The following is an 18,385-nucleotide window of genomic DNA, read 5'->3' on the forward strand; positions in this document are numbered from 1 at the left end:
GCGATTCCCGCGCGCTCTCCTGAAGGGAAACGCATGGAATTCGATCTGATCGAACGGATCCGCCGGCATACCGAGGTCAATCGCGACGACGTCGTCGAGGGCATCGGCGACGACGCCGCCGTGGTCGCGGTGCCCGCCGGCCGCGAACTCGCCATTGCCGTGGACACGCTCGTCGAGGGCGTGCATTTCCCGGTGGACACGACACCGGTCGATATCGGCTGGAAAGCCCTGGCCGTCAATCTCTCCGACCTCGCCGCCATGGGCGCTACCCCGGCGTGGGCGCTTCTGGCCCTGACCACCCCCGACGGCGACGAGGCCTTCTTCGACGGGCTGGCGCGCGGCTTCGCGGAACTCGCCACGCCGTACCGCCTCGCGCTCGTCGGTGGCGATACCACCCGCGGACCACTGACGGTGACGGTGGTCGTGCACGGATTCAGCGCGCCCGGCGAAGCGCTGTTGCGCTCGGGCGCCCGGGTGGGCGACGTGGTGATGGTCACCGGGACGCTGGGCGATGCCGCGGCTGGCCTGCGCTGCCTCGCCGAATCCGATGCCTTGCCCTATGCCGGGCTGGTCGAGCGGTTGAACCGCCCCACGCCGCGTGTATCGGCTGGGCAGGCGTTGCGTGGCATCGCCACCGCCTGTATCGACGTCTCGGATGGTCTCGTCGCCGACCTGGGCCATATCTGCGCGGCAAGCGGCGTCGGTGCCGACATCGATGCGGCGATGCTGCCGCGATCCTCCGCGCTGCTCACGCACTTCGCCGATGCCGACGCACTGGATTTCGCGCTGGGTGGCGGCGACGATTACGAACTCTGCTTCACCGTTCCCGCCGACCGCGCGGGCGAGGTCGGGGCGACGATGGCCCGCCTGGGCTGCGGCGCCACGCGCGTGGGACGCATCGTCGATGGGTCAGGCGTGCGCGTGTTCGACGGGAACGGCAACGTCTACGAGCCGGCACGCGCCGGCTGGAATCACTTCGCCGCATGAGCACGAAATATGTCCTCGATCCGGCCGACCGCCGCCGGCTTCTCGCTTCCCCGGCCGGCTGGCTGGCGTGCGGGCTCGGTTCCGGTCTGACGCCGAAGGCGCAGGGCACGTTCGGCTCGCTGGCGGCGCTTCTGCCATGGCTGCTGCTGCGCGACCTTTCGGTTACTGCGTGGCTGGCCATCGTCGTCGTCGCGTTCGCGATCGGCGTATGGGCCTGCGGCGTAGCCGGTCGCATTCTCGGCCTCGACGACCACCGCAGTATCGTGTGGGACGAGTTCGTCGGCCAGTGGATCGCCTTGCTTCCCGCGCTACTGGCGCCGTGGTGGGCCGTGGTGTGCGGCTTCGTCCTGTTCCGCCTGTTCGACGTCTGGAAGCCATGGCCGATCGGCTGGTTCGATCGCCGCGTGAAGGGCGGGGTCGGCGTCATGCTCGACGACGTCATCGCCGGCATCTTCGCCGCCATCGTACTGTTCCTGATCCTCCATGTATCCACCAGGTGATCCCCATGGAATACCGTCGCCTCGGCTCGACCGGCCTCAAGATCTCCGCCCTGTCCTACGGTGCCTGGGTCACCTTCGGACGCCAGGTGGGACGTTCCGCGGCGCGCGAACTGATCGCGCTCGCGTACGACCGTGGCATCAATTTCTTCGACAACGCCGAAACCTACAACGCCGGCGACGCCGAGCGCCTGATGGGCGACGTGATCGCAGACCTGCACCTGCCGCGGGATGCGTACTGCGTGTCGAGCAAGGTGTACTTTGGCGCGACGGAGCATCCGCGCCCGACCCAGCGGGGCCTTTCGCGCAAGCACGTGTTCGATGCCTGCCACCAGGCACTCGAACGGCTGCGCGTCGATTACCTCGACATGTATTTCTGCCACCGGCCCGATGAGGAAACGCCGGTGGAAGAAACGGTGCAGGCGATGGACACGCTGGTGCGCCAGGGCAAGGTACTTTACTGGGGCACGAGCGAATGGCCGGCCGATGCGATCGAGGAGGCCCATCGCGTGGCGCGCGAGCGGAACCTCATCGCGCCGTCGATGGAGCAGCCGCAGTACAACCTGCTGCATCGCGAGCGCGTGGAACAGGAATATGCTTCGCTCTACGACCGCTACGGCATGGGCACCACGATCTGGTCGCCTCTCGCCTCGGGCCTGTTGACCGGCAAGTACAACAACGGCGTTCCGGACGATTCGCGCCTTGGTCATCCGGACTACGCGTGGTTGCGCGATGCCTTGCTGGAAAACGACGGCGCGCGCCTGAAGAGCGTGCGCGCACTGGCACCGATCGCCGACGACCTCGGCATCCCGATGTCGCGACTCGCGCTGGCCTGGTGCCTGAAGCATCCGAACGTCTCGACGGTGATCCTCGGCGCGAGCAAGGTCGCGCAACTCGAGGAAAACCTGAAGGCACTCGACGCCGTGCCGCTGCTGAATGATTTAGTGATGGCCAAGATCGCCGCGGCCGTCCTGTAGAAGCGCGCTTACGCGCGACAGTTTTTTGCGATCAAGCAACAGGGCCTGGAGCTTCTCGCGACAACCTGTCGCGCGCATGGCGCGCTCCTACACGTCGCCGTATAGCTCCTACACGTCGCCGTATAGCGCCTGCAGCGCCGCAATAGCCGCGAGTCCCGCGGTTTCCGTCCGAAGAATGCGAGGCCCGAGCTTCAGGCCCGTGAAGCCCGCGCTCGCAAGAGCGGCACGGTCGCGTTCGCCGAAGCCGCCCTCCGGGCCGATCGCGAGTATCGCCGCGTCGGCGAGGGCGAGTTCGCCCGGCCGTTTCGTGCCTTCGGGCAGCAGCGCGAGGCGCATCGGGCCGCCTTCGCCCAGCGAACCCAGCCACGCGGTGAGCGATACCGTGGGTTCGATCATCGGCAGCCGAGCACGCCCGGACTGCTCGCACGCGCTCGCCGCCACCGCGCGCCAGTGCGTCAGTCGCTTCTCCGCACGCGCCGGATCGAGCTTCACTTCGGAGCGTTCGGTGAGGATTGGCACGATGCGCGCGATACCCAGTTCGGTGGCCTTCTGCACGATGAGGTCCATCTTCTCGCCGCGCGCCACGCCTTGCGCCAGGGTCAGGGCAAGGGGAGATTCGTTGCCGGGCGCCCGGCCCGCGCCGACCGACGCCACCACTTCCCGCCTGCCGACACCGACCAGCGTGGCTTCGTACTCCATGCCGTCCTGTCCGGAGAAGAGCACCACCGGCGCGCCGGCCTCCAGCCGCAACACGCGGGCCACGTGCTCGCCGGCCTGGGCGGGCAGGACGACATCGCTGCCGCTGGCGAGGGGGATATCGACGTGGATGCGGATGGTGCGCATGAATGAGCCCTGTGTCACGGAAAGTGCATTGTAGCGAGGCGCCGGGGCCGCTATCGTCCGGACGTCACCGCGGGAGACCCGTTGGATACCGTGGGCGCTATCTTCGAATGGATATGGGCGCATGGCCGCGCCGCGGATACGGCGGAAGCGCTGGAACCGCTGGCCGCGTCGCTTGGCATCGCCGACAGCCGTGCCGCCCTGGGTGCGCCGGACGTAAAGACCCGTCCCGACATGTTCGCGGAGGGCGAGATGGCCCGGCTCGGCGAACTGCCGGTGGGTATCTCGCGGTTCTAGCGTGTCCTAGGCGACGGCCTTCGCGATGCCCGCGATCGCGGTGTCGACCATGAAATCGATCTCCTCCTCCGTGACCACGTACGGCGGCATGAAATAAACGATGTTGCCCAGCGGGCGCAGCAGGGCGCCATGCTCCAGGCCGTGACGATAGACGCGCAAACCACGCCGGTCCGCGGACGGGAAGGGCGTGCGCGATGCCTTGTCGGCGACGAGCTCGATGGCTGCGATCATGCCCGTCTGACGCACGTCGGCCACGTGCCGATGCTCTGCCAGCGGTGCGATGCGCGCAGCCATGTGTGCCGCGAGCACGCGATTGCGCTCGAGCACGGGATCGTCGCGGAAGATCTTCAGCGTGGCGGTGGCGGCGCGGCAGGCGAGGGGATTGCCCGTGTAGCTATGCGAGTGCAGAAAGGCCTTGCCCGACGCGTATTCGGCATAGAAAGCCGCGTAGACGTCTTGCGTCGTGAGTACCGCGGACAACGGGAGGAAACCCCCCGTGAGGCCCTTGGACAGGCACATGAAGTCCGGGGATATGCCGGCCTGCTCGCAGGCGAACAGCGTGCCGGTGCGGCCGAAGCCCACGGCAATCTCGTCCGCGATGAGGTGGACCTGGAACTCGTCGCAGAGCGTGCGCAGGCCCGTGAGGTACGAGGGATCGTACATGCGCATGCCGCCCGCGCACTGCACCAGCGGCTCGACGATCACCGCGCAGGTTTCGTGCGCGTGGCGATCGAGGATCGCGCGCATCTCGCCCAGGCGCCGCGCCGCAATGTCTTTCGGCGACTCGCCGGGCTCGCCCTCGTACGTATCGGGCGACGGCGCAAGCTCGGGTGTGAGCAGTAACGGCGCATACGTCTTGCGATAGAGCGCCACGTCGCTGACGGAAAGCGCCCCCAGCGTCTCGCCGTGGTAGCTGCCGGTCAGGGCGATGAAACGGGTCTTTTCGCCGTGGCCGCGATTCAGCCAGTAGTGAAAGCTCATCTTCAGCGCGACTTCGATGGCCGCCGAACCGTTGTCGGCCAGGAACACGCGTTCGAGGCCAGGCGGCGTGATGCGCACCAGTTCCTCGGCCAGCTCCAGCGCCGGTTCGTGGGTGAAACCGGCGAAGATCACATGCTCGAGCTTGTCGAGCTGGTCCTTGAGCGCCGCGCCGATGCGCGGTTCCGCGTGACCGAAGAGGTTCGTCCACCAGGAGCTGACGGCGTCCAGGTAGCGCTTGCCGTCGGCTCCTACCAGCCACGCCCCTTCGCCGCGCACGACGGGTACCATGGGCAAGGTTTCGTGGTCGTGCATCTGCGTGCACGGGTGCCAGAGGATGGAGAGGTCGCGAGCGACCAGAGCGTCTGAGGTCATCCGCCCATGATATCCCCCTTGGAATGAGGTGATGGTTTGAAGTGGTTCCGCTGGATCGCCCTGGCCGTGGCCCTGCTGGTTGCCGCGGCTGGCCTGTTCTACTGGTTCCTCCCGGCGTCCGTGGCCGCGCCCCTGCTTGCGCAGCGCGCGCATGGCCTGGTCCTTGACGACCTGTCCGGAACATTGTGGAACGGCCGCGCGGGCAGGGTGGCGCTGGTCGACGGGCGCGAGCTGGGGACGGCCACCTGGCGGCTTGGCCGCGACGCGATCCTCGGCCGCACAAACCTGGACCTGCACCTCGATGGACGTGCGGGGCGCTTCGACGGACATCTCGAACGTGGCGTCGACGACCGCATGACCTGGTCCGGCGTGGATTTTCGACTGGATGCCGCGGCTCTTGCCGGTGCGGGATTGCCACCCGACCTCGTGCCCGCCGGCGTGGTGGAAGGCCGTATTCCGCGCGCGGAGCTGCAGGGCAACTGGCCGGTGGTCCTGGACGCCGAGATCGCCTGGCGCAAGGCGGCCCTGCGTACGCCCGAGGGGTACATCGGCCTGGGTGGGCTCGGCCTCAAGGCAGCCAGCGCCGGTGGCGTATTGCGGGCGACTTTGAGCGATAACGGCGAGGGTTCGCTCGCGGTGAACGCCGTGCTCGCCGCCTCGCCGCTGGGCTGGCGCATGGAGGGCAAGCTCGTGCCGCGGCTTTCCGACAGCGCGCTTTCTCATCTCATCGCACGTTTCGGCCCGCCGGGCCGCGACGGTTCCGTCAACCTGCAACGCAAGGCGGGGCTCGCACCCCGGATCGAGCCATGACCGACGTTCTCGACAAGGCGCTCGGCGCGGCGCGCGACGCCGCCGGCGCGGCGGCTGAAATCATCCTGCACTATTGGCGTGCCGGCGTGGACGTGATCGTGAAGGGCGATGACACCCCGGTCACGGTCGCCGATCGCGAAGCCGAACTCGCGATCCGCGGCATTCTTGCCCAGGCGTTGCCGGAAGCCGGCATCTATGGCGAGGAATACGGTGCCGACGACACCTCGCGCGAGTACCTCTGGTTGGTGGACCCGCTCGACGGCACGAAGAGTTTCGTCCGCCGCACGCCGTTCTTCTCCACGCAGATCGCCCTCATGCATCGCGGCGAGCTCGTACTCGGCGTGTCCTCCGCACCGCTCTACGGCGAACGCATGTGGGCCGTGCGCGGTCGCGGTGCGTTCCTCGACGGCGAGCCCGTGCGCGTGGCGCCGACGGCGGCGATGCGCGATGCGTCGATCTCCACCGGCAACGTGAAGAGCCTGACCATGGATGCGCGCTGGCATGCATTAGGCGGCATGATCCGTGACAGCAGCCGCATCCGTGGCTACGGCGATTTCTGCCATTACCATCTGCTGGCCCGCGGTGGCCTCGACCTCGTGATCGAATCCGACGTGAGCATCCTGGACGTTGCCGCGCTCGCCGTGATCGTGCGCGAAGCGGGCGGCCTGTTCACGGACCTCGACGGCCGCGCGCCCAGCCTGGACACGCGCAGTGTGCTCGCCGGCACGCCCGCCATCCATGCCGAGGCGCTCGCCCGGCTCGGCGGCGCTACAATCGACCGATGAACAAACGCCCCACGATCCTCGGCACGCGCGATGCACCGGACAGTCCTCTCCGCCGCGCGGAAGAGGTGGACTTGGAATTCTCCAACGGCGAGCGACGCACCTACCAACGCCTGAAGGGCAGCGGTTTCGGCGCCGTGCTCATCGTCGCGATGCGCGATCCGGACACGGTACTGCTGGTGCGTGAGTACGGCGTGGGCGTGGACCGCTACGAACTCGGCGTACCCAAGGGTCGCCTCGACCGCGACGAGACCACCGAGCAGGGCGCGAACCGCGAGCTGAAGGAAGAAGTGGGTTACGGCGCGCGCAAGCTGAAGATCCTCGGCACGCTCTCGCTCTCGCCCTCGTACATGACTCACCTCGCGCATGTGGTTCTCGCGGAGGACCTCTATCCGGAACGCCTGCAAGGTGACGAACCGGAAGAACTGGAGGTGGTGCCCTGGCGGATGGACAAGCTGCACGAACTGCTCGTGCGCGACGACGTTACCGAAGGCCGCTCCATCGCGGCGCTGTTCATGGCCCGCGAGTACCTCGCCGGCCGCTACCGCCCCGCGTGACCGTGTCGCCCGGCCAGTGGCTCGACCCCGTCTGCGCCATCGCGCGTTGCGCGGCACAGGCGATCCTTGCCGTCTACGCGCAGGATTTCGAGGTAGTGTGCAAGGACGACGATTCGCCGGTCACCGCCGCCGACCTCGCGGCGCAGCGTGTCATCCAGGAAGGCCTGCACGCGCTCGCCCCGGGTATCCCCGTGATCTCGGAGGAGGCCCTCGCCGCGCCTTGGGCGGACCGACGTACATGGCGCCGCCACTGGCTGGTCGATCCTCTCGACGGCACCCGCGAGTTCGTGAAACGCAACGGCGAGTTCACCGTGAACATCTCGCTGGTGGAAGATCATCGCAGCGTGCTGGGCGTGGTGCTTGCGCCCGTCACCGGCGATCTTTACGCCGCGGCAGCCGGTGAGGGCGCCTGGCGCCAGCGCACGCCGGATGCCGCACGCGAACGGCTCGCCACACGGCCTGCCGACGGTATGCTGATGGTGACAGGAAGCCGCTCTTACGGTACGGGCCGCACCATGGCACTGCTGGATAGGCTCGGGCCGCACGAAACTTTCGCCCTGGGTTCGTCACTGAAGTTCTGCATGATCGCGCGCGGCGACGCCGATATCTACCTGCGCCTAGGTGCCACCTCGGAATGGGACACGGCAGCGGCTCAGTGCGTGCTCGAGGAAGCCGGCGGCGCCGTGCTCGACCTGGCCGGCCGGCCGTTCCGCTACAACACGCGCGACTCGCTCATCAATCCCGAATTCATCGCCTGCGGCGACACCACCATCGACTGGCCCGCACGGCTCATCGACCCCGAGGAGGGCGCGTGACACGGCACGTCGAGGAACTCATCGCGATCATGGCGCGGCTGCGCGATCCGGAAAGCGGTTGCCCCTGGGACGTGAAGCAGAGCTTCGCCACCATCGCGCCGTATACGATCGAGGAAGCCTACGAGGTTGCCGACGCCATCGATCGCGCCGACATGCACGACTTGCGCGACGAACTGGGCGACCTGCTGCTCCAGGTGATCTTCCATGCGCGCATGGCGGAAGAGGCGGGACACTTCGCGTTCGGCGATGTCGTGGCATCGATCTGCGACAAGATGCTGCGTCGGCATCCGCATGTATTCGCCGACATGACACATGCGAACGACGGGGCGCGGTCGCGCGATTGGGATCGGCTGAAAGCCGAGGAGCGTGCGGCGAAGGGTTCAGCCGATAGCAGTGCCCTCGCAGGCATTTCACGTGGCCTGCCCGAGTGGCAGCGTGCCGTGAAACTGCAGAAGCGCGCCGCGAACGTGGGCTTCGACTGGCCCGACCACCGGCCCGTCCTGGACAAGCTGGCCGAGGAGCTGGAGGAAGTACGGCACGAGTTCGACAACGGCGCCGACGAGGAACGCCTGGCCGACGAGATCGGCGACGTACTGTTCGTCGCTGCGAACCTGGCGCGACATGCGAAGGTGGACGTGTCTCGGGCGCTACGTGCTGCGAATGCGAAATTCGAACGGCGCTTCCGGGCGATGGAAGCGGTCGCGGCTTCCGAGGGACGCGACCTGTCCTCGTATTCCCTGGAAGACCAGGAAGCCCTCTGGACCCGCGTGAAGCGCGAAGGCATCTGATCCGTAGGAGCGCGCCCTGCGCGCGACATGTTTTGAGGCCAGGCGCAGCAGGACCTGCTGCGCCTGGCAAAAGGCTGTCGCGCGCAGGGCGCGCTCCTACGAAAGGAAGCGGGGCCTCAGGGCCCCGCCATGTCGCTTATTTTTTCGCAGAGGCGCGTTCCTGCATGCGCTGCTTGAACGCCTGCATTTCCTCATGGCGCTTCTGGTCCTGCGCGAGGCTCTCGTCGAGGCTCTTGCGCAGCGTGGAGATGGCCGCATCCACGTTCTGCGGCTGCATCTGCGCGCGGGCCAGGTGACGGTAGGCGTAATCGCGGACCATCGGGTTCTGCGACTTGGCCAGTACTTCGTTGTACAGCGCCGGCAGTTCCTTGGTGCGGCCGTTCATCACATACACACGCTCGAGGGCACGCAGGTCGCCGATCACGCCGGCGTTGCGCATGCCACCGCGGCCATGGTGGCCCCAGCCGCCGTGCTGCCCACGGCCGTGGTCGTGGTCGCGGTCGCCGCGATTCCACTTCATGCCCTGGTGGTCACGGGTCTGGCTGGACTGGGCTGCCGGGGCGTTGGGGGCGTTGGGCGAGGCATCCTGCGCGAACGCGAAGGCGGCCGAGCCGGCGAGGAGGAGGGAAGCGGCACTGGCGAGGAGGGTCTTGCGTTGCATAGGGTGGTCTCCGGGTGGGTGTTGCAGGGGGAAAAACGTGCCGCCCCCGTGCCGGTTGACGGGCTCGTTGCCGTCCGGTCAGCTTCGCGTGAAGACGCGGCTGCAACCTTTCGCGGCCGGCCCGCATCCATGACCAGTCATCGTACTCATCCGAAGGGGAGACCCCATGCGCAAACTCATCCTCGCCTCTCTGCTCCTGTTGCCCGCGGCTGCCATGGCCGACCAGGTCCAGTGCAAGTTCCACGCGGACCGCAACCTGGACCTCGATCTTCGCGGCGTCCATAACGTCCGCTTCATCACGAACGCCTACGACCTGCTCGTGTCTGGTGGCGCCTCCGCCGGCAAGGGTACGGTGCGCGGCAAGGCCTGCGCCTCCGAGCAGGAGACCGTGGACAACCTTGTCGTCACCCAGCAGCGGGATGGCGACACCCTCGTGGTGGAACTGAAGGACCAGCGCGACCACGGCTGGTTCAACGGTTGGGGCAGCCACTACAGCGACCTGAAGGTGGAGGCCACGATCCCCGCGGATATTCCCGTGAAGATCAACGTGGGTTCCGGCGATGCGAAGGTGCGTAACGTGGCCTCGCTCGACGTCGACGTGGGATCGGGCGACCTCGAGGCCCACGACATCAAGGGCGCCGTGCGCGGCGCGGTGGGCTCGGGCGACCTCAAGCTCGAGGACACCGGCGAGGTGGACATCGACACCGTCGGCTCCGGCGATTTCGGTGCGAAGCGCGCGGGCCGGGTACGCATCGGCACCGTCGGTTCGGGCGACGCCACCATCGAGGATGCCCAAGGCAACGTACAGGTCGGCACGATCGGCTCGGGCGACCTCAACGTGAACAACGTGAAGGGCGATCTCACCGTGCGCACGGTCGGAAGCGGCGATGTCCACCAGCACGGCATCACCGGCAAGGTCGACGTCCCGCGCGACAACGACTGAACCCACAGAGCCTTCCGTTATGATCCCGCCTTCACCGGCGGGATCTATCTTGATGACGTGGTTGCCCGGATCGCTGCGCCAGTTGCGTCGCGATGTCTTCTTCCTCGTGCTGCTCGGCATGGCGATCCTGTTCGCGATCGCCATGCCGTCGCGCCTTCCGGCATGGCCGGGGCTGGTCGACTGGCCGACGCTCTCGGCACTGGCCGGCCTGCTGCTGCTTACCAAGGCGGTGGAATCGAGCGGTGCGCTCGACGTCGCGGGACACTGGCTGATCGATCGCACGTCGACACGCCGCGTCGCCGCGCTCGGGCTCGTGGCATCCACGGCGCTTCTCTCGATGCTACTGACGAATGACGTGGCGTTGTTCGTGGTGGTGCCGCTTACCTTGCGCATGTGCCGCATCGCGCGCATGCCCGCGACGCGGATCGTGGTGTTCGAAGCGCTGGCGGTGAATGCGGGATCGATGCTCACGCCCATCGGCAATCCGCAGAACCTGTTCCTCTGGCAGCAGTGGAACAATGGTTTTGGTGGGTTCGTCTGGGCGATGCTGCCGCTTTCCGCCGCGGCTCTGGTCCTTTTGCTCGCACTCACCGCGTTCGCCTTTCCTGCCACGTCGCTGGAAGTGCATGAGCGTATCGAGGCGCATGTCGATCACACGATGCTGCTGGCCGCCGCGCTGCTCTATGTTCCCTTCATCCTGCTCGCCGACCTGGGTTACGCGGGATGGGGGCTCCTGGGTGTGGCGATCGTGTTCCTCACCCTGCGCCGGCGCGTCGTGGTGAGTATCGACTGGGGACTGCTGCTTACCTTCGTGCTGATGTTCGTCGACCTGCGCTTGCTGGCCGGGCTGGATACGGTGAAGTCGCTAGTCGGCGGGCTGGGCCTGTCACAGGCGTCGCATCTTTATGCCGCGGGCGCTCTCGCCTCGCAGGCAGTGAGCAACGTGCCGGCGGCGATCCTGCTGGCGGAGTATTCGCACGACTGGCGCACGATCGCCTTCGGCGTGAACGTGGGTGGGTTCGGTTTCGTGCTGGGCTCGCTGGCGAACCTCATCGCGTTACGGCTGCTCGGCGAGCGCGGGGCGTGGGGCACGTTCCATCTGTGGTCCCTGCCGTTCTTCGCAGTGGTCGGGGCGATCGGCTGGCTGCTGCTGTAGGAGCGCGCCCTGCGTGCGACATGTGTTGGGGCCGGGCCTCGGCGCTGGCGCGTGAATTTGCAGACAGCGGCGAAAGTCTGTCGCGCGCAGGGCGCGCTCCTACCGCTCAGCCCTCAGGCTTTCCGGATGCCCTGTGCGCCCGTGTTGCTGTTGCCGCGGTCGAACGCCTTGATGAAATCGCGAACATCGGGATAGACGACGTCGCGCCAGCGGCGGCCGCTGAAGATGCCGTAGTGGCCGGCTCCCTCCACGGTGATGTGCTTGCGGCGCTTTTTCGCGATGCCCTTGCACAGGTCGTGCGCCGCCTCGGTCTGGCCGAGGCCGGAGATGTCGTCGAGCTCGCCTTCGATCGTGAGCAGGGCGGTATCCTTGATCTTCGCCGGACGGACCAGCTCGCCGTTCACCTCCCAGGTACCCTTGGGCAGGCGCTGTTCCTGGAACACGGTTTCGATGGTGTCGAGGTAATACTCGGCTGGCATGTCGAGCACGGCGTTGTACTCGTCATAGAATTTGCGATGCGCATCGGCGTCGTCGAGGTCGCCCTTGCGCAGGTTCTCGTAAAAATCCCAGTGCGACATGACGTGGCGGCTCGGATTCATGGCGATAAAGCCGGCGTGCTGCAGGAAACCCGGGTACACGTCGCGCCCGGCGCCCGGGTACTGGTAGGGCACCTTGTGGATCAGCTGGTTGCGGAACCACGACAGCGGTCGCGTCGTCGCGAGGTTGTCGACACTGGTGGGACTCTTGCGCGTGTCGATCGGACCACCCATCAGCGTCAGCGTGGCGGGAGTGGGCTCGCCGCGCGCTGCCATGAGCGACACCGCCGCGAGCACCGGCACGGTCGGCTGGCAGACGGAGACCACGTGCGCGCGATGCACGCCCACGTGGCGGATGAATTCCTCGACGTACGACACGTAGTCGGCCAGCGAGAACGACCCCTCGTCAAGCGGGACCATGCGCGCATCCACCCAGTCGGTGATGTACACCTTGTGGTCGCGCAGCAGCGTGCGCACGGTGTCGCGCAGCAGGGTGGAGTGGTGGCCCGACAGCGGCGCGACCACCAGCACGGCGGGATCGTGCTTCATGCGGTCCACGGTGGCCTGGTCGTCGGAGAAACGCTTGAAGCGCTTCAGCGTGCAGAAGGGCTTCGCCATGGCGACCTGTTCGACGATCGCCACGTCGTGGCCATGGGCATGAACGCTATGAATGTCGAACGCGGGTTTCTCGTACGCCTTGCCCAGGCGATACATCAGCTCGCAACCCGCCGCGGCCCGGTCGGCGCCCGGCATGCGGGCGAAGGGGCTGGCGATGTCGCCGAACATCTTCGCTCCCGCCTCGGCCCAGTAGGACAGCGGGCTGAGCATCGAGCGTTGCCATTCGTGCATGAGGTAGAGCATGCAGCTGCGTCCGGGACAGGGGGATGGCGCGCATCATAACCAGTTGCGCCGCGCCATGTGTAAAGCCCCTGTTTTTGCTCGATTTAGGTCATAGCCTTGCGGCAGACCAGCAAAACCTCGTCCACCCCGGAGGCCGGCTCGAATCCCGGCGTGAAGGCCAGAGGCTTCTGGAAGCGGACGCCCAGCGGCATGAACACGCGGTTGTACCACCACATCGCACGAGCCCGCCGGTGGGTGAGGAACCATTGGCCCAGGTCAAGCAGCTTCGAGGACTTCGGTTGCATGCCGTACACCGCGCTGCGCTCGATGGCGAAGCCGTGGCGGGCGAGCAGGTCGCGGATCGCATCCGGCTCGTAGCGGCGGTAATGGCCCACGAAATCGTCGAAGGCGGTCCAGGCTTCCGGATGGAGCGGCACCGAGATCAGCAGGCGCGCCCCGGGCTCCGCCACCCGGGCCAGCTCGCCCAGCGCGCCTTCGTCGTCCACCACGTGCTCGAGGATGTCGAACGCACAGACGAAGTCGAAACTCGCGTCGCGGAATGGCAGCGCGCCGATCATGGCGTTGGCCACGCGGGCGCCGTGGCGACCCAGCTCGGCAAGCGCCGGCCGGCTGAGGTCCACGAACTGGGTGTCCGTCAGCGGCAGTCGCGGGCGCAGGCCCGGGGCGACTTCGAGCCGCCGCGTGGTTTCGGCGACCAGGTCGGCCACGAGCGGCCAGGTGTTGAACTGCTCCGGCGAAAACAGCTTCGCCTCCGACCAGAGGGCGTCGTAGAAGCGCTTGTTGCTGCCGATCAGGTCGGCGTCGGTCCGCTGTGTCGGCGGGCCCGAGGTGAACGATGCGATGGTCATGCGGTACCTCGGGATAGGGACGAACTAGCGCAACCGCGCGAGCTCATGCAGGAGGGGCAGGCGCCGCACGCGTACCGCGGTCGCGCGGAACACGGCATTTGCCAGCGCCGGTGCCGCCGACGGCACGGCCACCACGCTGGCACCCGTCGGTTCGGCGGTCGACGGCACGACCACCGTCTCCACGTCATAGGGCATGGGCTGGGTGGCGGCGATCGGATAGTCGCGGAAACCGCTCTGCTGCACCTTACCGTCCTTGACCGTGATGGCGAGGTTCAGGGCAGTGGAAAGCGCATCCAGCGTGGCGCCCTGGAGTTGTGCCTCGAGCCCGAGCGGATTGATGACCCGGCCGACGTCGGCCACGCAGACCACGCGGTGGATGTCGATGCCGTCGGTGGTCGGCGCCACCTCGATGGCGTGCGCGACATAGGCGCCGAACACGTAAGCGCAGGCGATGCCAAGGCCGTTCTCGCTTCGCAGCCAGCGGCTCCAGTCGAGCTTGTCAGCGGCCAGTTTCAGCACGTTGATCATGCGGCCCGTGTCGATGGGACCGCCGCGGCCGTTGTACGGCAGTTGTTGCGGATCGCCGAGCAAGGCCAGGCGGAAGTCGAGCGGATTCATTTTCGTGGCGTGCGCGAGCTCGTCGATGAAGCTCTCGATGGCGAAGGTCGGCGTGACATGGGGCGAGCCGCGCCAGTCGCCACGCGCAAGCCGGGACGACAATGGATACCAGTCGCTGCGGAAGTTCGGCACCAGGCCGGCCGGCAGCGCGTCGGGCATGAGTTCGGACTGCCACAGCCGGTTGTCCGCCGTGCCGCGACCGGCCGTCGCGGAGGGGCTCGCCATGCGCTGGTGCCAGCCGACGATCTTCTTCTTGCGATCCAGCGAGGCATTGAGCCGGTGCACGGCCAGCGGCCGGTAAAAGTCGCGGGCGAGGTCGTCGTCGCGAGTCCAGAGCACCTTCACGGGCCGGTTGCGGATCTCGTCGGCCTTCTTCGCCAGCGCGATCGTCAGGGCTTCGGCGATGTAATCCTGCTCGAGGCGACGACCGAAACCGCCGCCCCCGCGCGGCACCTGGATGTCGATCTGGTCAGGGCGGAAGCCGGTCATTCGCTGCACCAGCGTGTAGACCTGGCGCGGCGACTGCGTGGCGGCGATCACCGTGACGCTTGCCCCGGGATCGAGGCGCACGACGCAGTTCGGGGTTTCCGCCGTGGCATGCGCGACCCACGGCTGGAAATAGGTGGCTTCGAGCGCATGCGCCGCTTTCTTGCGCGCTACGGCGATATCGCCATCGTTACGCAGGATGGAAGGGGTGACGGCTTCGTCCTCGAACGCCTCGACAGCTTGCTGCTCGAGCGCGGAAGACGCCGGCTCGGGATTCGCGTCCGCCTTCCACGTGGCCTTCAGTGCCGCGCGCCCCCGCAGCGCCGACCAGGTATCCCGTGCCAGCACGGCGAGCGCCGGCGCCTGGACTGTCATGCCGGGAAGCTGGTTCGGTTGCGACGCGACGTCGATGACATCGTAGACGCCCTCGATCTTCTTCGCGGCCTCGCGGTCGGCATGGTCGAGCGTGCCGCCCGGATAGGGGCAGCGCGCAAGCACCGCGATGACGGGATCGCCGATGCTCTCGTCGAAGGCGTAGCGCAGCATGCCGGTGACCACGGCGAGCGCGTCGACATCGCCGGCTGGCTGGCCGACGAGACGGTAGCGGTCGGGCGACTTGAGCGGCGGTGGCGTGGCCGGTGCGTCGATGCCGGCGGCGGCGGACGCCAGATCGGCGTAGGAAAGCCTCCGGCCATCGGCCGCTACGACCATGCCGTTCTCGCTGTGCAGCTTTTCCGCGGGAGCGCCAAGGCGGCGTGCGGCAGCCTGCAGGAGCAGCCAGCGACCCAGCGCGCCGGCCTGGCGCAGGTCGGCCCAGGCGGCGGGGATACTGGTGGCGTCGCCGCTACGCTGACGGCCGTAAGTGAATTTCGGTTCGCCGTTGCCCATGGTGACACCAAGGCCCAGTGGTTCGACGATCACGCGGGTCCAGTCGGCGTCGAGTTCCTCGGCGATGATCCGGGCCAGCGAGGTGGCCGTGCCTTCGCCGTTATCGGGGTCGCGCACGCCGATGAAGATGCGCCCGTCAGCGGCAAGGCGCAGATAAGGACCCACCTGTGTCCACGCGTCGCCGAGCAGGCCCAGCGGGAGCGGACGATCCACCGCGCCAACGGTGCCGACGCAGACGATCAACCCGCCTGCCGTACCGGCGGCGTACTTCAGGAAACGGCGGCGGGACAGGCGAACCTCACCGCTCATGCCTTGCCATCCTTCATGGCGCCGGCGGCGCGCTTGATCGCCTTGCGGATGCGCCCATAGCTGCCGCAGCGGCAAAGGTTGCCAATCTTGTCGATATCCGCATCGGAAGGATTCTTCTGTCGCGAGAGCAGGTCCACCGCGGCCATGATCTGGCCGGGCTGGCAGTAGCCGCACATGATCGCGTCCTCGTCGATCCAGGCCTGCTGCACGGGATGGAGCTTGCCGTCGTCGCCGGCGAGGCCTTCGACGGTGGTGACGCGCTTGCCGCGCATCTTCTCCATCTTCGCCTGGCAGGCGGGCACGGCCTTGCCGTCGACGATGACCGTGCAGAAACCGCAATCGCCCTGGTCGCAGCCGTACTTGGCACCGGTGAGGCGCAGGACATCGCGCAGATACCACAGCAGGGGCATGGCTTCGTCGCCGGTGTGGCGGTAGCGCTTGCCGTTGACGATGACGTCGATGCCTTCACGTACCGGCTTGGGCGCGGGCTGGCCGGCCGCCTGGCGGGGCGGAACGGATACGGGCGACGTCGGGCCTTGCTGTGCCATCTGCTTTCCTCAGGGTATCCCGGGCATTGTGGCATCCGTGCCCGGGATCAGCGAGCCTTAGGGTGTCCCCGGCCTGAACAGACGACGCCACACGGCGTACACGGGCAGGCCGGCGAATACCACGAGGCAGACCACGCCCGCGCTGAGCGGCTTGTCCCACGCATAGGCCACGACCACGGCGATCACCGTGAGGAGGAAGGCAAGCGGCAGCAGCGGGTAGGCGGGCGTGACGAATGCCGGCCGTCCCTTTGCATGGCGGCGATACCAGAACAGCGTGGCGATGGTCACGGCGTACGCGGCCCAATCGCCGAAGGTGGCGAAATCGAGCAACTGGCCATAATTGGCCGCCAAGACCAGCACGATGGCCCAGAGCGACAGCGCCATCAGGGCGATGTTCGGCGTGCGGTAGCGTGGATGCAGCTTCGCCACGCTGGCGAAGAACAGGCCATCCTCACCCATTACCTGGAGCACGCGCGCGCCGGCCACGAGGGTGATGTTGCAAAAGCCGAGCGTGGATATCGCGATGCCGACGGCGATGATCTTTGCTCCCGTGTCACCGAACACACGGCTCATCACGTCGGCGGCGGGCGCCTGGCTGGCGGCGAGGCCGTCGTGGCCGAGCACGGCGAGGTAGGCGTAGTTGGTGAGCACATAGGCCGCGATCACCACCAGCATGCCGAGGATGAGGGCGCGCGGCAGCGTGCGCTGCGGATCGCGCACCTCGCCGGCGAGATTGTTGAGGTAGCTGAAGCCGGAGAACGCGAACAGTACCGGCAACAGGGCACCGGCCAGGCCGCCCGCCACATGGGTGGGGCTTGGCGTGAGGGCCTGCGTGGTGCCGGCGCCCGCGAAGGCGAGGCCGGTGACGACCAGCACCGCGATGGCGGTGAGCTTGAGGATCGCGAAGACGTTCTGCACCTGGGCGCCGAAGCGGATGCCGAACAGGTTCAGCCCGGTGACGAAGACGAGCGCGCCCACGGCCAGCGGCTTCACCAGCGTGGGCGAAAGGCCGAAGACGGAGGTGGCGTAACTGCCGAAAATCGTCGCCACGGCGGCGCTGCTGCCGCTGTAGATCACCAGCAGCATCGTCCATCCGAACAGGAAGCCGGCCAGCCGGCCGAACGCCTCGCGCAGGTAGACGTAGCTGCCGCCCGCTTCGGGCCGGCGCGCGCCCAGTTCGGCGTAGCAGAGGCAGCCGACGAGAGTGAGCAGGCCACCCCCTACCCAGAGGGCCAGCAGTACCAGGCCCGAGTCGGTGCGCTGCGCGGCGATGCCGGGATTGAGGAAGATGCCGCCGCCGATGATGCCGCCGACGACGATGAGCGCCGCGTCCATGAGGGTGAGACGTCGGGCGTAGCCTGGGTTTTCCATGGCGGTGATAGGCGGCAGTGATGGCGAAGCGTTCAGAATGGCGTGTACGCGCGAGGTGCGCAAGACGGCATGCCGGGGTCCAGGTATGTGACCAGGTACGACACCCACGACTCGATGTCAAAACGTTCCACCTTCGCGTGTTGCTCCGCTACCGATCCGCTAGCGGACATGGGCGTAGAAGGGATTGCGTTTCTCCTCACCTTCCCAGGCCGCCTTGGTCTTCTCATCGGGCGGGCTGATCAGGGTGAAGGTCACATCGCCGTTCTCGCGGCGATGCACGGTGGCCGACGGGCCGCCGAGCTTGTAGCTGGCCATCGTGGCCAGGGCGATCTGCACGAAGGGCGAGGCGATGCCGGTGTCGCCGATGCGCGTGCCGATGTCGAAGTCCTGGTCCATGTCGTCGAGGGCCAGCGGTGTGGGTTGTTCCTTGAGGATCGGACCCAGCACCTTGGTCGCC

19 protein-coding genes and 1 pseudogene are annotated in these 18,385 nt (G+C 67.4%); 11 read left to right on the forward strand and 9 right to left on the reverse strand.

Annotated elements, in window-relative coordinates:
- Positions 1-33 precede the first annotated feature (33 nt).
- The 3 genes from thiL to VGM71_RS00695 are packed head-to-tail and all read left to right on the forward strand — an operon-like array spanning position 34 to position 2,461.
- Complete coding sequence (gene thiL / locus VGM71_RS00685; protein ID WP_331541832.1) at positions 34-987, forward strand: thiamine-phosphate kinase; 954 nt, start codon at positions 34-36, stop codon at positions 985-987.
- Complete coding sequence (locus tag VGM71_RS00690) at positions 984-1,487, forward strand: phosphatidylglycerophosphatase A (RefSeq protein ID WP_331541833.1); 504 nt, start codon at positions 984-986, stop codon at positions 1,485-1,487. Before thiL ends, VGM71_RS00690 begins: the two co-directional genes overlap by 4 nt.
- Before the next feature lie 5 nt (positions 1,488-1,492).
- The gene (locus tag VGM71_RS00695; protein WP_331541834.1) at positions 1,493-2,461 is read left to right on the forward strand and encodes an aldo/keto reductase; all 969 of its coding nucleotides are present in this window, start codon (positions 1,493-1,495) and stop codon (positions 2,459-2,461) included.
- Between the two features lie 108 nt (positions 2,462-2,569).
- Here the strand turns inward: VGM71_RS00695 and VGM71_RS00700 are convergent, their stop codons facing one another.
- The gene (locus VGM71_RS00700; protein WP_331541835.1) at positions 2,570-3,304 is read right to left on the reverse strand and encodes a 16S rRNA (uracil(1498)-N(3))-methyltransferase; all 735 of its coding nucleotides are present in this window, start codon (positions 3,302-3,304) and stop codon (positions 2,570-2,572) included.
- An 81-nt stretch (positions 3,305-3,385) separates the two neighbouring features.
- Here VGM71_RS00700 and VGM71_RS00705 point away from each other — a divergent pair, with 81 nt between their 5' ends.
- Complete coding sequence (locus VGM71_RS00705; protein ID WP_331541836.1) at positions 3,386-3,598, forward strand: hypothetical protein; 213 nt, start codon at positions 3,386-3,388, stop codon at positions 3,596-3,598.
- 6 nt (positions 3,599-3,604) lie between these two features.
- Here the strand turns inward: VGM71_RS00705 and VGM71_RS00710 are convergent, their stop codons facing one another.
- On the reverse strand, positions 3,605-4,951 hold the full coding sequence (locus VGM71_RS00710; RefSeq protein WP_331541837.1) for an adenosylmethionine--8-amino-7-oxononanoate transaminase: 1,347 nt from the start codon (positions 4,949-4,951) through the stop codon (positions 3,605-3,607).
- Between the two features lie 36 nt (positions 4,952-4,987).
- On the opposite strand from VGM71_RS00710, the gene gspN reads away from it, so the two are divergent.
- Genes gspN through mazG form a run of 5 tightly spaced genes read left to right on the forward strand, consistent with a single transcriptional unit; the run spans position 4,988 to position 8,703 of the window.
- Complete coding sequence (gene gspN, locus VGM71_RS00715) at positions 4,988-5,761, forward strand: type II secretion system protein N (RefSeq protein ID WP_331541838.1); 774 nt, start codon at positions 4,988-4,990, stop codon at positions 5,759-5,761.
- Positions 5,758-6,546: an inositol monophosphatase family protein gene (locus VGM71_RS00720; protein ID WP_331541839.1), complete on the forward strand. Its 789-nt coding sequence runs from the start codon at positions 5,758-5,760 to the stop codon at positions 6,544-6,546. The genes gspN and VGM71_RS00720 overlap by 4 nt, the downstream gene beginning before the upstream one ends.
- Positions 6,543-7,100, forward strand: a complete 558-nt coding sequence (gene nudE / locus VGM71_RS00725; RefSeq protein ID WP_331541840.1) for an ADP compounds hydrolase NudE — start codon at positions 6,543-6,545, stop codon at positions 7,098-7,100. Before VGM71_RS00720 ends, nudE begins: the two co-directional genes overlap by 4 nt.
- Positions 7,097-7,915, forward strand: coding sequence for a 3'(2'),5'-bisphosphate nucleotidase CysQ (cysQ, locus tag VGM71_RS00730; protein ID WP_331541841.1), 819 nt, complete (start codon positions 7,097-7,099; stop codon positions 7,913-7,915). Before nudE ends, cysQ begins: the two co-directional genes overlap by 4 nt.
- Complete coding sequence (mazG, locus tag VGM71_RS00735) at positions 7,912-8,703, forward strand: nucleoside triphosphate pyrophosphohydrolase (protein ID WP_331541842.1); 792 nt, start codon at positions 7,912-7,914, stop codon at positions 8,701-8,703. The genes cysQ and mazG overlap by 4 nt, the downstream gene beginning before the upstream one ends.
- A 136-nt stretch (positions 8,704-8,839) precedes the next feature.
- Here the strand turns inward: mazG and VGM71_RS00740 are convergent, their stop codons facing one another.
- Positions 8,840-9,364 (reverse strand): hypothetical protein, encoded by a 525-nt coding sequence (locus VGM71_RS00740; RefSeq protein ID WP_331541843.1) that lies wholly within the window; start codon positions 9,362-9,364, stop codon positions 8,840-8,842.
- A gap of 166 nt (positions 9,365-9,530) precedes the next feature.
- Here VGM71_RS00740 and VGM71_RS00745 point away from each other — a divergent pair, with 166 nt between their 5' ends.
- Together VGM71_RS00745 and VGM71_RS00750 are read left to right on the forward strand one after the other, a co-directional pair.
- Positions 9,531-10,307, forward strand: coding sequence for a GIN domain-containing protein (locus VGM71_RS00745; RefSeq protein WP_331541844.1), 777 nt, complete (start codon positions 9,531-9,533; stop codon positions 10,305-10,307).
- A 52-nt stretch (positions 10,308-10,359) separates the two neighbouring features.
- Positions 10,360-11,463, forward strand: coding sequence for an SLC13 family permease (locus tag VGM71_RS00750; RefSeq protein ID WP_331541845.1), 1,104 nt, complete (start codon positions 10,360-10,362; stop codon positions 11,461-11,463).
- 113 nt (positions 11,464-11,576) lie between these two features.
- Here VGM71_RS00750 and VGM71_RS00755 read toward each other — a convergent pair whose 3' ends face one another.
- The 6 genes and pseudogenes from VGM71_RS00755 to VGM71_RS00780 all read right to left on the reverse strand — a co-directional run.
- Positions 11,577-12,860, reverse strand: a complete 1,284-nt coding sequence (locus VGM71_RS00755; RefSeq protein ID WP_331541846.1) for a polyhydroxyalkanoate depolymerase — start codon at positions 12,858-12,860, stop codon at positions 11,577-11,579.
- Positions 12,861-12,943: 83 nt separating this feature from the next.
- On the reverse strand, positions 12,944-13,708 hold the full coding sequence (locus tag VGM71_RS00760) for a class I SAM-dependent methyltransferase (RefSeq protein WP_331541847.1): 765 nt from the start codon (positions 13,706-13,708) through the stop codon (positions 12,944-12,946).
- Between the two features lie 24 nt (positions 13,709-13,732).
- On the reverse strand, positions 13,733-16,009 hold the full coding sequence (locus VGM71_RS00765) for a xanthine dehydrogenase family protein molybdopterin-binding subunit (protein WP_331541848.1): 2,277 nt from the start codon (positions 16,007-16,009) through the stop codon (positions 13,733-13,735).
- Entirely contained in the window at positions 16,006-16,557 is a 552-nt protein-coding gene (locus VGM71_RS00770; protein ID WP_331541849.1) for a (2Fe-2S)-binding protein, read from the reverse strand. Before VGM71_RS00770 ends, VGM71_RS00765 begins: the two co-directional genes overlap by 4 nt.
- Before the next feature lie 57 nt (positions 16,558-16,614).
- Positions 16,615-17,928 carry an APC family permease gene (locus tag VGM71_RS00775; protein ID WP_331541850.1) on the reverse strand — a complete coding sequence of 438 codons (1,314 nt, stop codon included), beginning with the start codon at positions 17,926-17,928 and terminating at the stop codon, positions 16,615-16,617.
- Between the two features lie 159 nt (positions 17,929-18,087).
- A pseudogene (locus tag VGM71_RS00780) lies at positions 18,088-18,385 on the reverse strand (hypothetical protein); the annotation flags it as partial.

It is taken from the genome of Luteibacter sp., assembly GCF_036499525.1.
Taxonomy (GTDB): Bacteria; Pseudomonadota; Gammaproteobacteria; order Xanthomonadales; family Rhodanobacteraceae; genus Luteibacter.

Excerpts from the sequence above, each read along its gene's own strand:
- VGM71_RS00720 (WP_331541839.1), top strand. The coding sequence starts at position 5,758 with ATGACCGACGTTCTCGACAAGGCGCTCGGCGCGGCGCGCGACGCCGCC.
- VGM71_RS00770 (WP_331541849.1), bottom strand. The coding sequence starts at position 16,557 with ATGGCACAGCAAGGCCCGACGTCGCCCGTATCCGTTCCGCCCCGCCAG.
- thiL (WP_331541832.1), top strand. The coding sequence starts at position 34 with ATGGAATTCGATCTGATCGAACGGATCCGCCGGCATACCGAGGTCAAT.
- VGM71_RS00765 (WP_331541848.1), bottom strand. The coding sequence starts at position 16,009 with ATGAGCGGTGAGGTTCGCCTGTCCCGCCGCCGTTTCCTGAAGTACGCC.
- VGM71_RS00710 (WP_331541837.1), bottom strand. The coding sequence starts at position 4,951 with ATGACCTCAGACGCTCTGGTCGCTCGCGACCTCTCCATCCTCTGGCAC.
- VGM71_RS00760 (WP_331541847.1), bottom strand. The coding sequence starts at position 13,708 with ATGACCATCGCATCGTTCACCTCGGGCCCGCCGACACAGCGGACCGAC.
- VGM71_RS00750 (WP_331541845.1), top strand. The coding sequence starts at position 10,360 with ATGACGTGGTTGCCCGGATCGCTGCGCCAGTTGCGTCGCGATGTCTTC.
- VGM71_RS00740 (WP_331541843.1), bottom strand. The coding sequence starts at position 9,364 with ATGCAACGCAAGACCCTCCTCGCCAGTGCCGCTTCCCTCCTCCTCGCC.
- VGM71_RS00775 (WP_331541850.1), bottom strand. The coding sequence starts at position 17,928 with ATGGAAAACCCAGGCTACGCCCGACGTCTCACCCTCATGGACGCGGCG.
- nudE (WP_331541840.1), top strand. The coding sequence starts at position 6,543 with ATGAACAAACGCCCCACGATCCTCGGCACGCGCGATGCACCGGACAGT.
- VGM71_RS00700 (WP_331541835.1), bottom strand. The coding sequence starts at position 3,304 with ATGCGCACCATCCGCATCCACGTCGATATCCCCCTCGCCAGCGGCAGC.
- VGM71_RS00745 (WP_331541844.1), top strand. The coding sequence starts at position 9,531 with ATGCGCAAACTCATCCTCGCCTCTCTGCTCCTGTTGCCCGCGGCTGCC.
- VGM71_RS00695 (WP_331541834.1), top strand. The coding sequence starts at position 1,493 with ATGGAATACCGTCGCCTCGGCTCGACCGGCCTCAAGATCTCCGCCCTG.
- VGM71_RS00690 (WP_331541833.1), top strand. The coding sequence starts at position 984 with ATGAGCACGAAATATGTCCTCGATCCGGCCGACCGCCGCCGGCTTCTC.
- VGM71_RS00755 (WP_331541846.1), bottom strand. The coding sequence starts at position 12,860 with ATGCTCTACCTCATGCACGAATGGCAACGCTCGATGCTCAGCCCGCTG.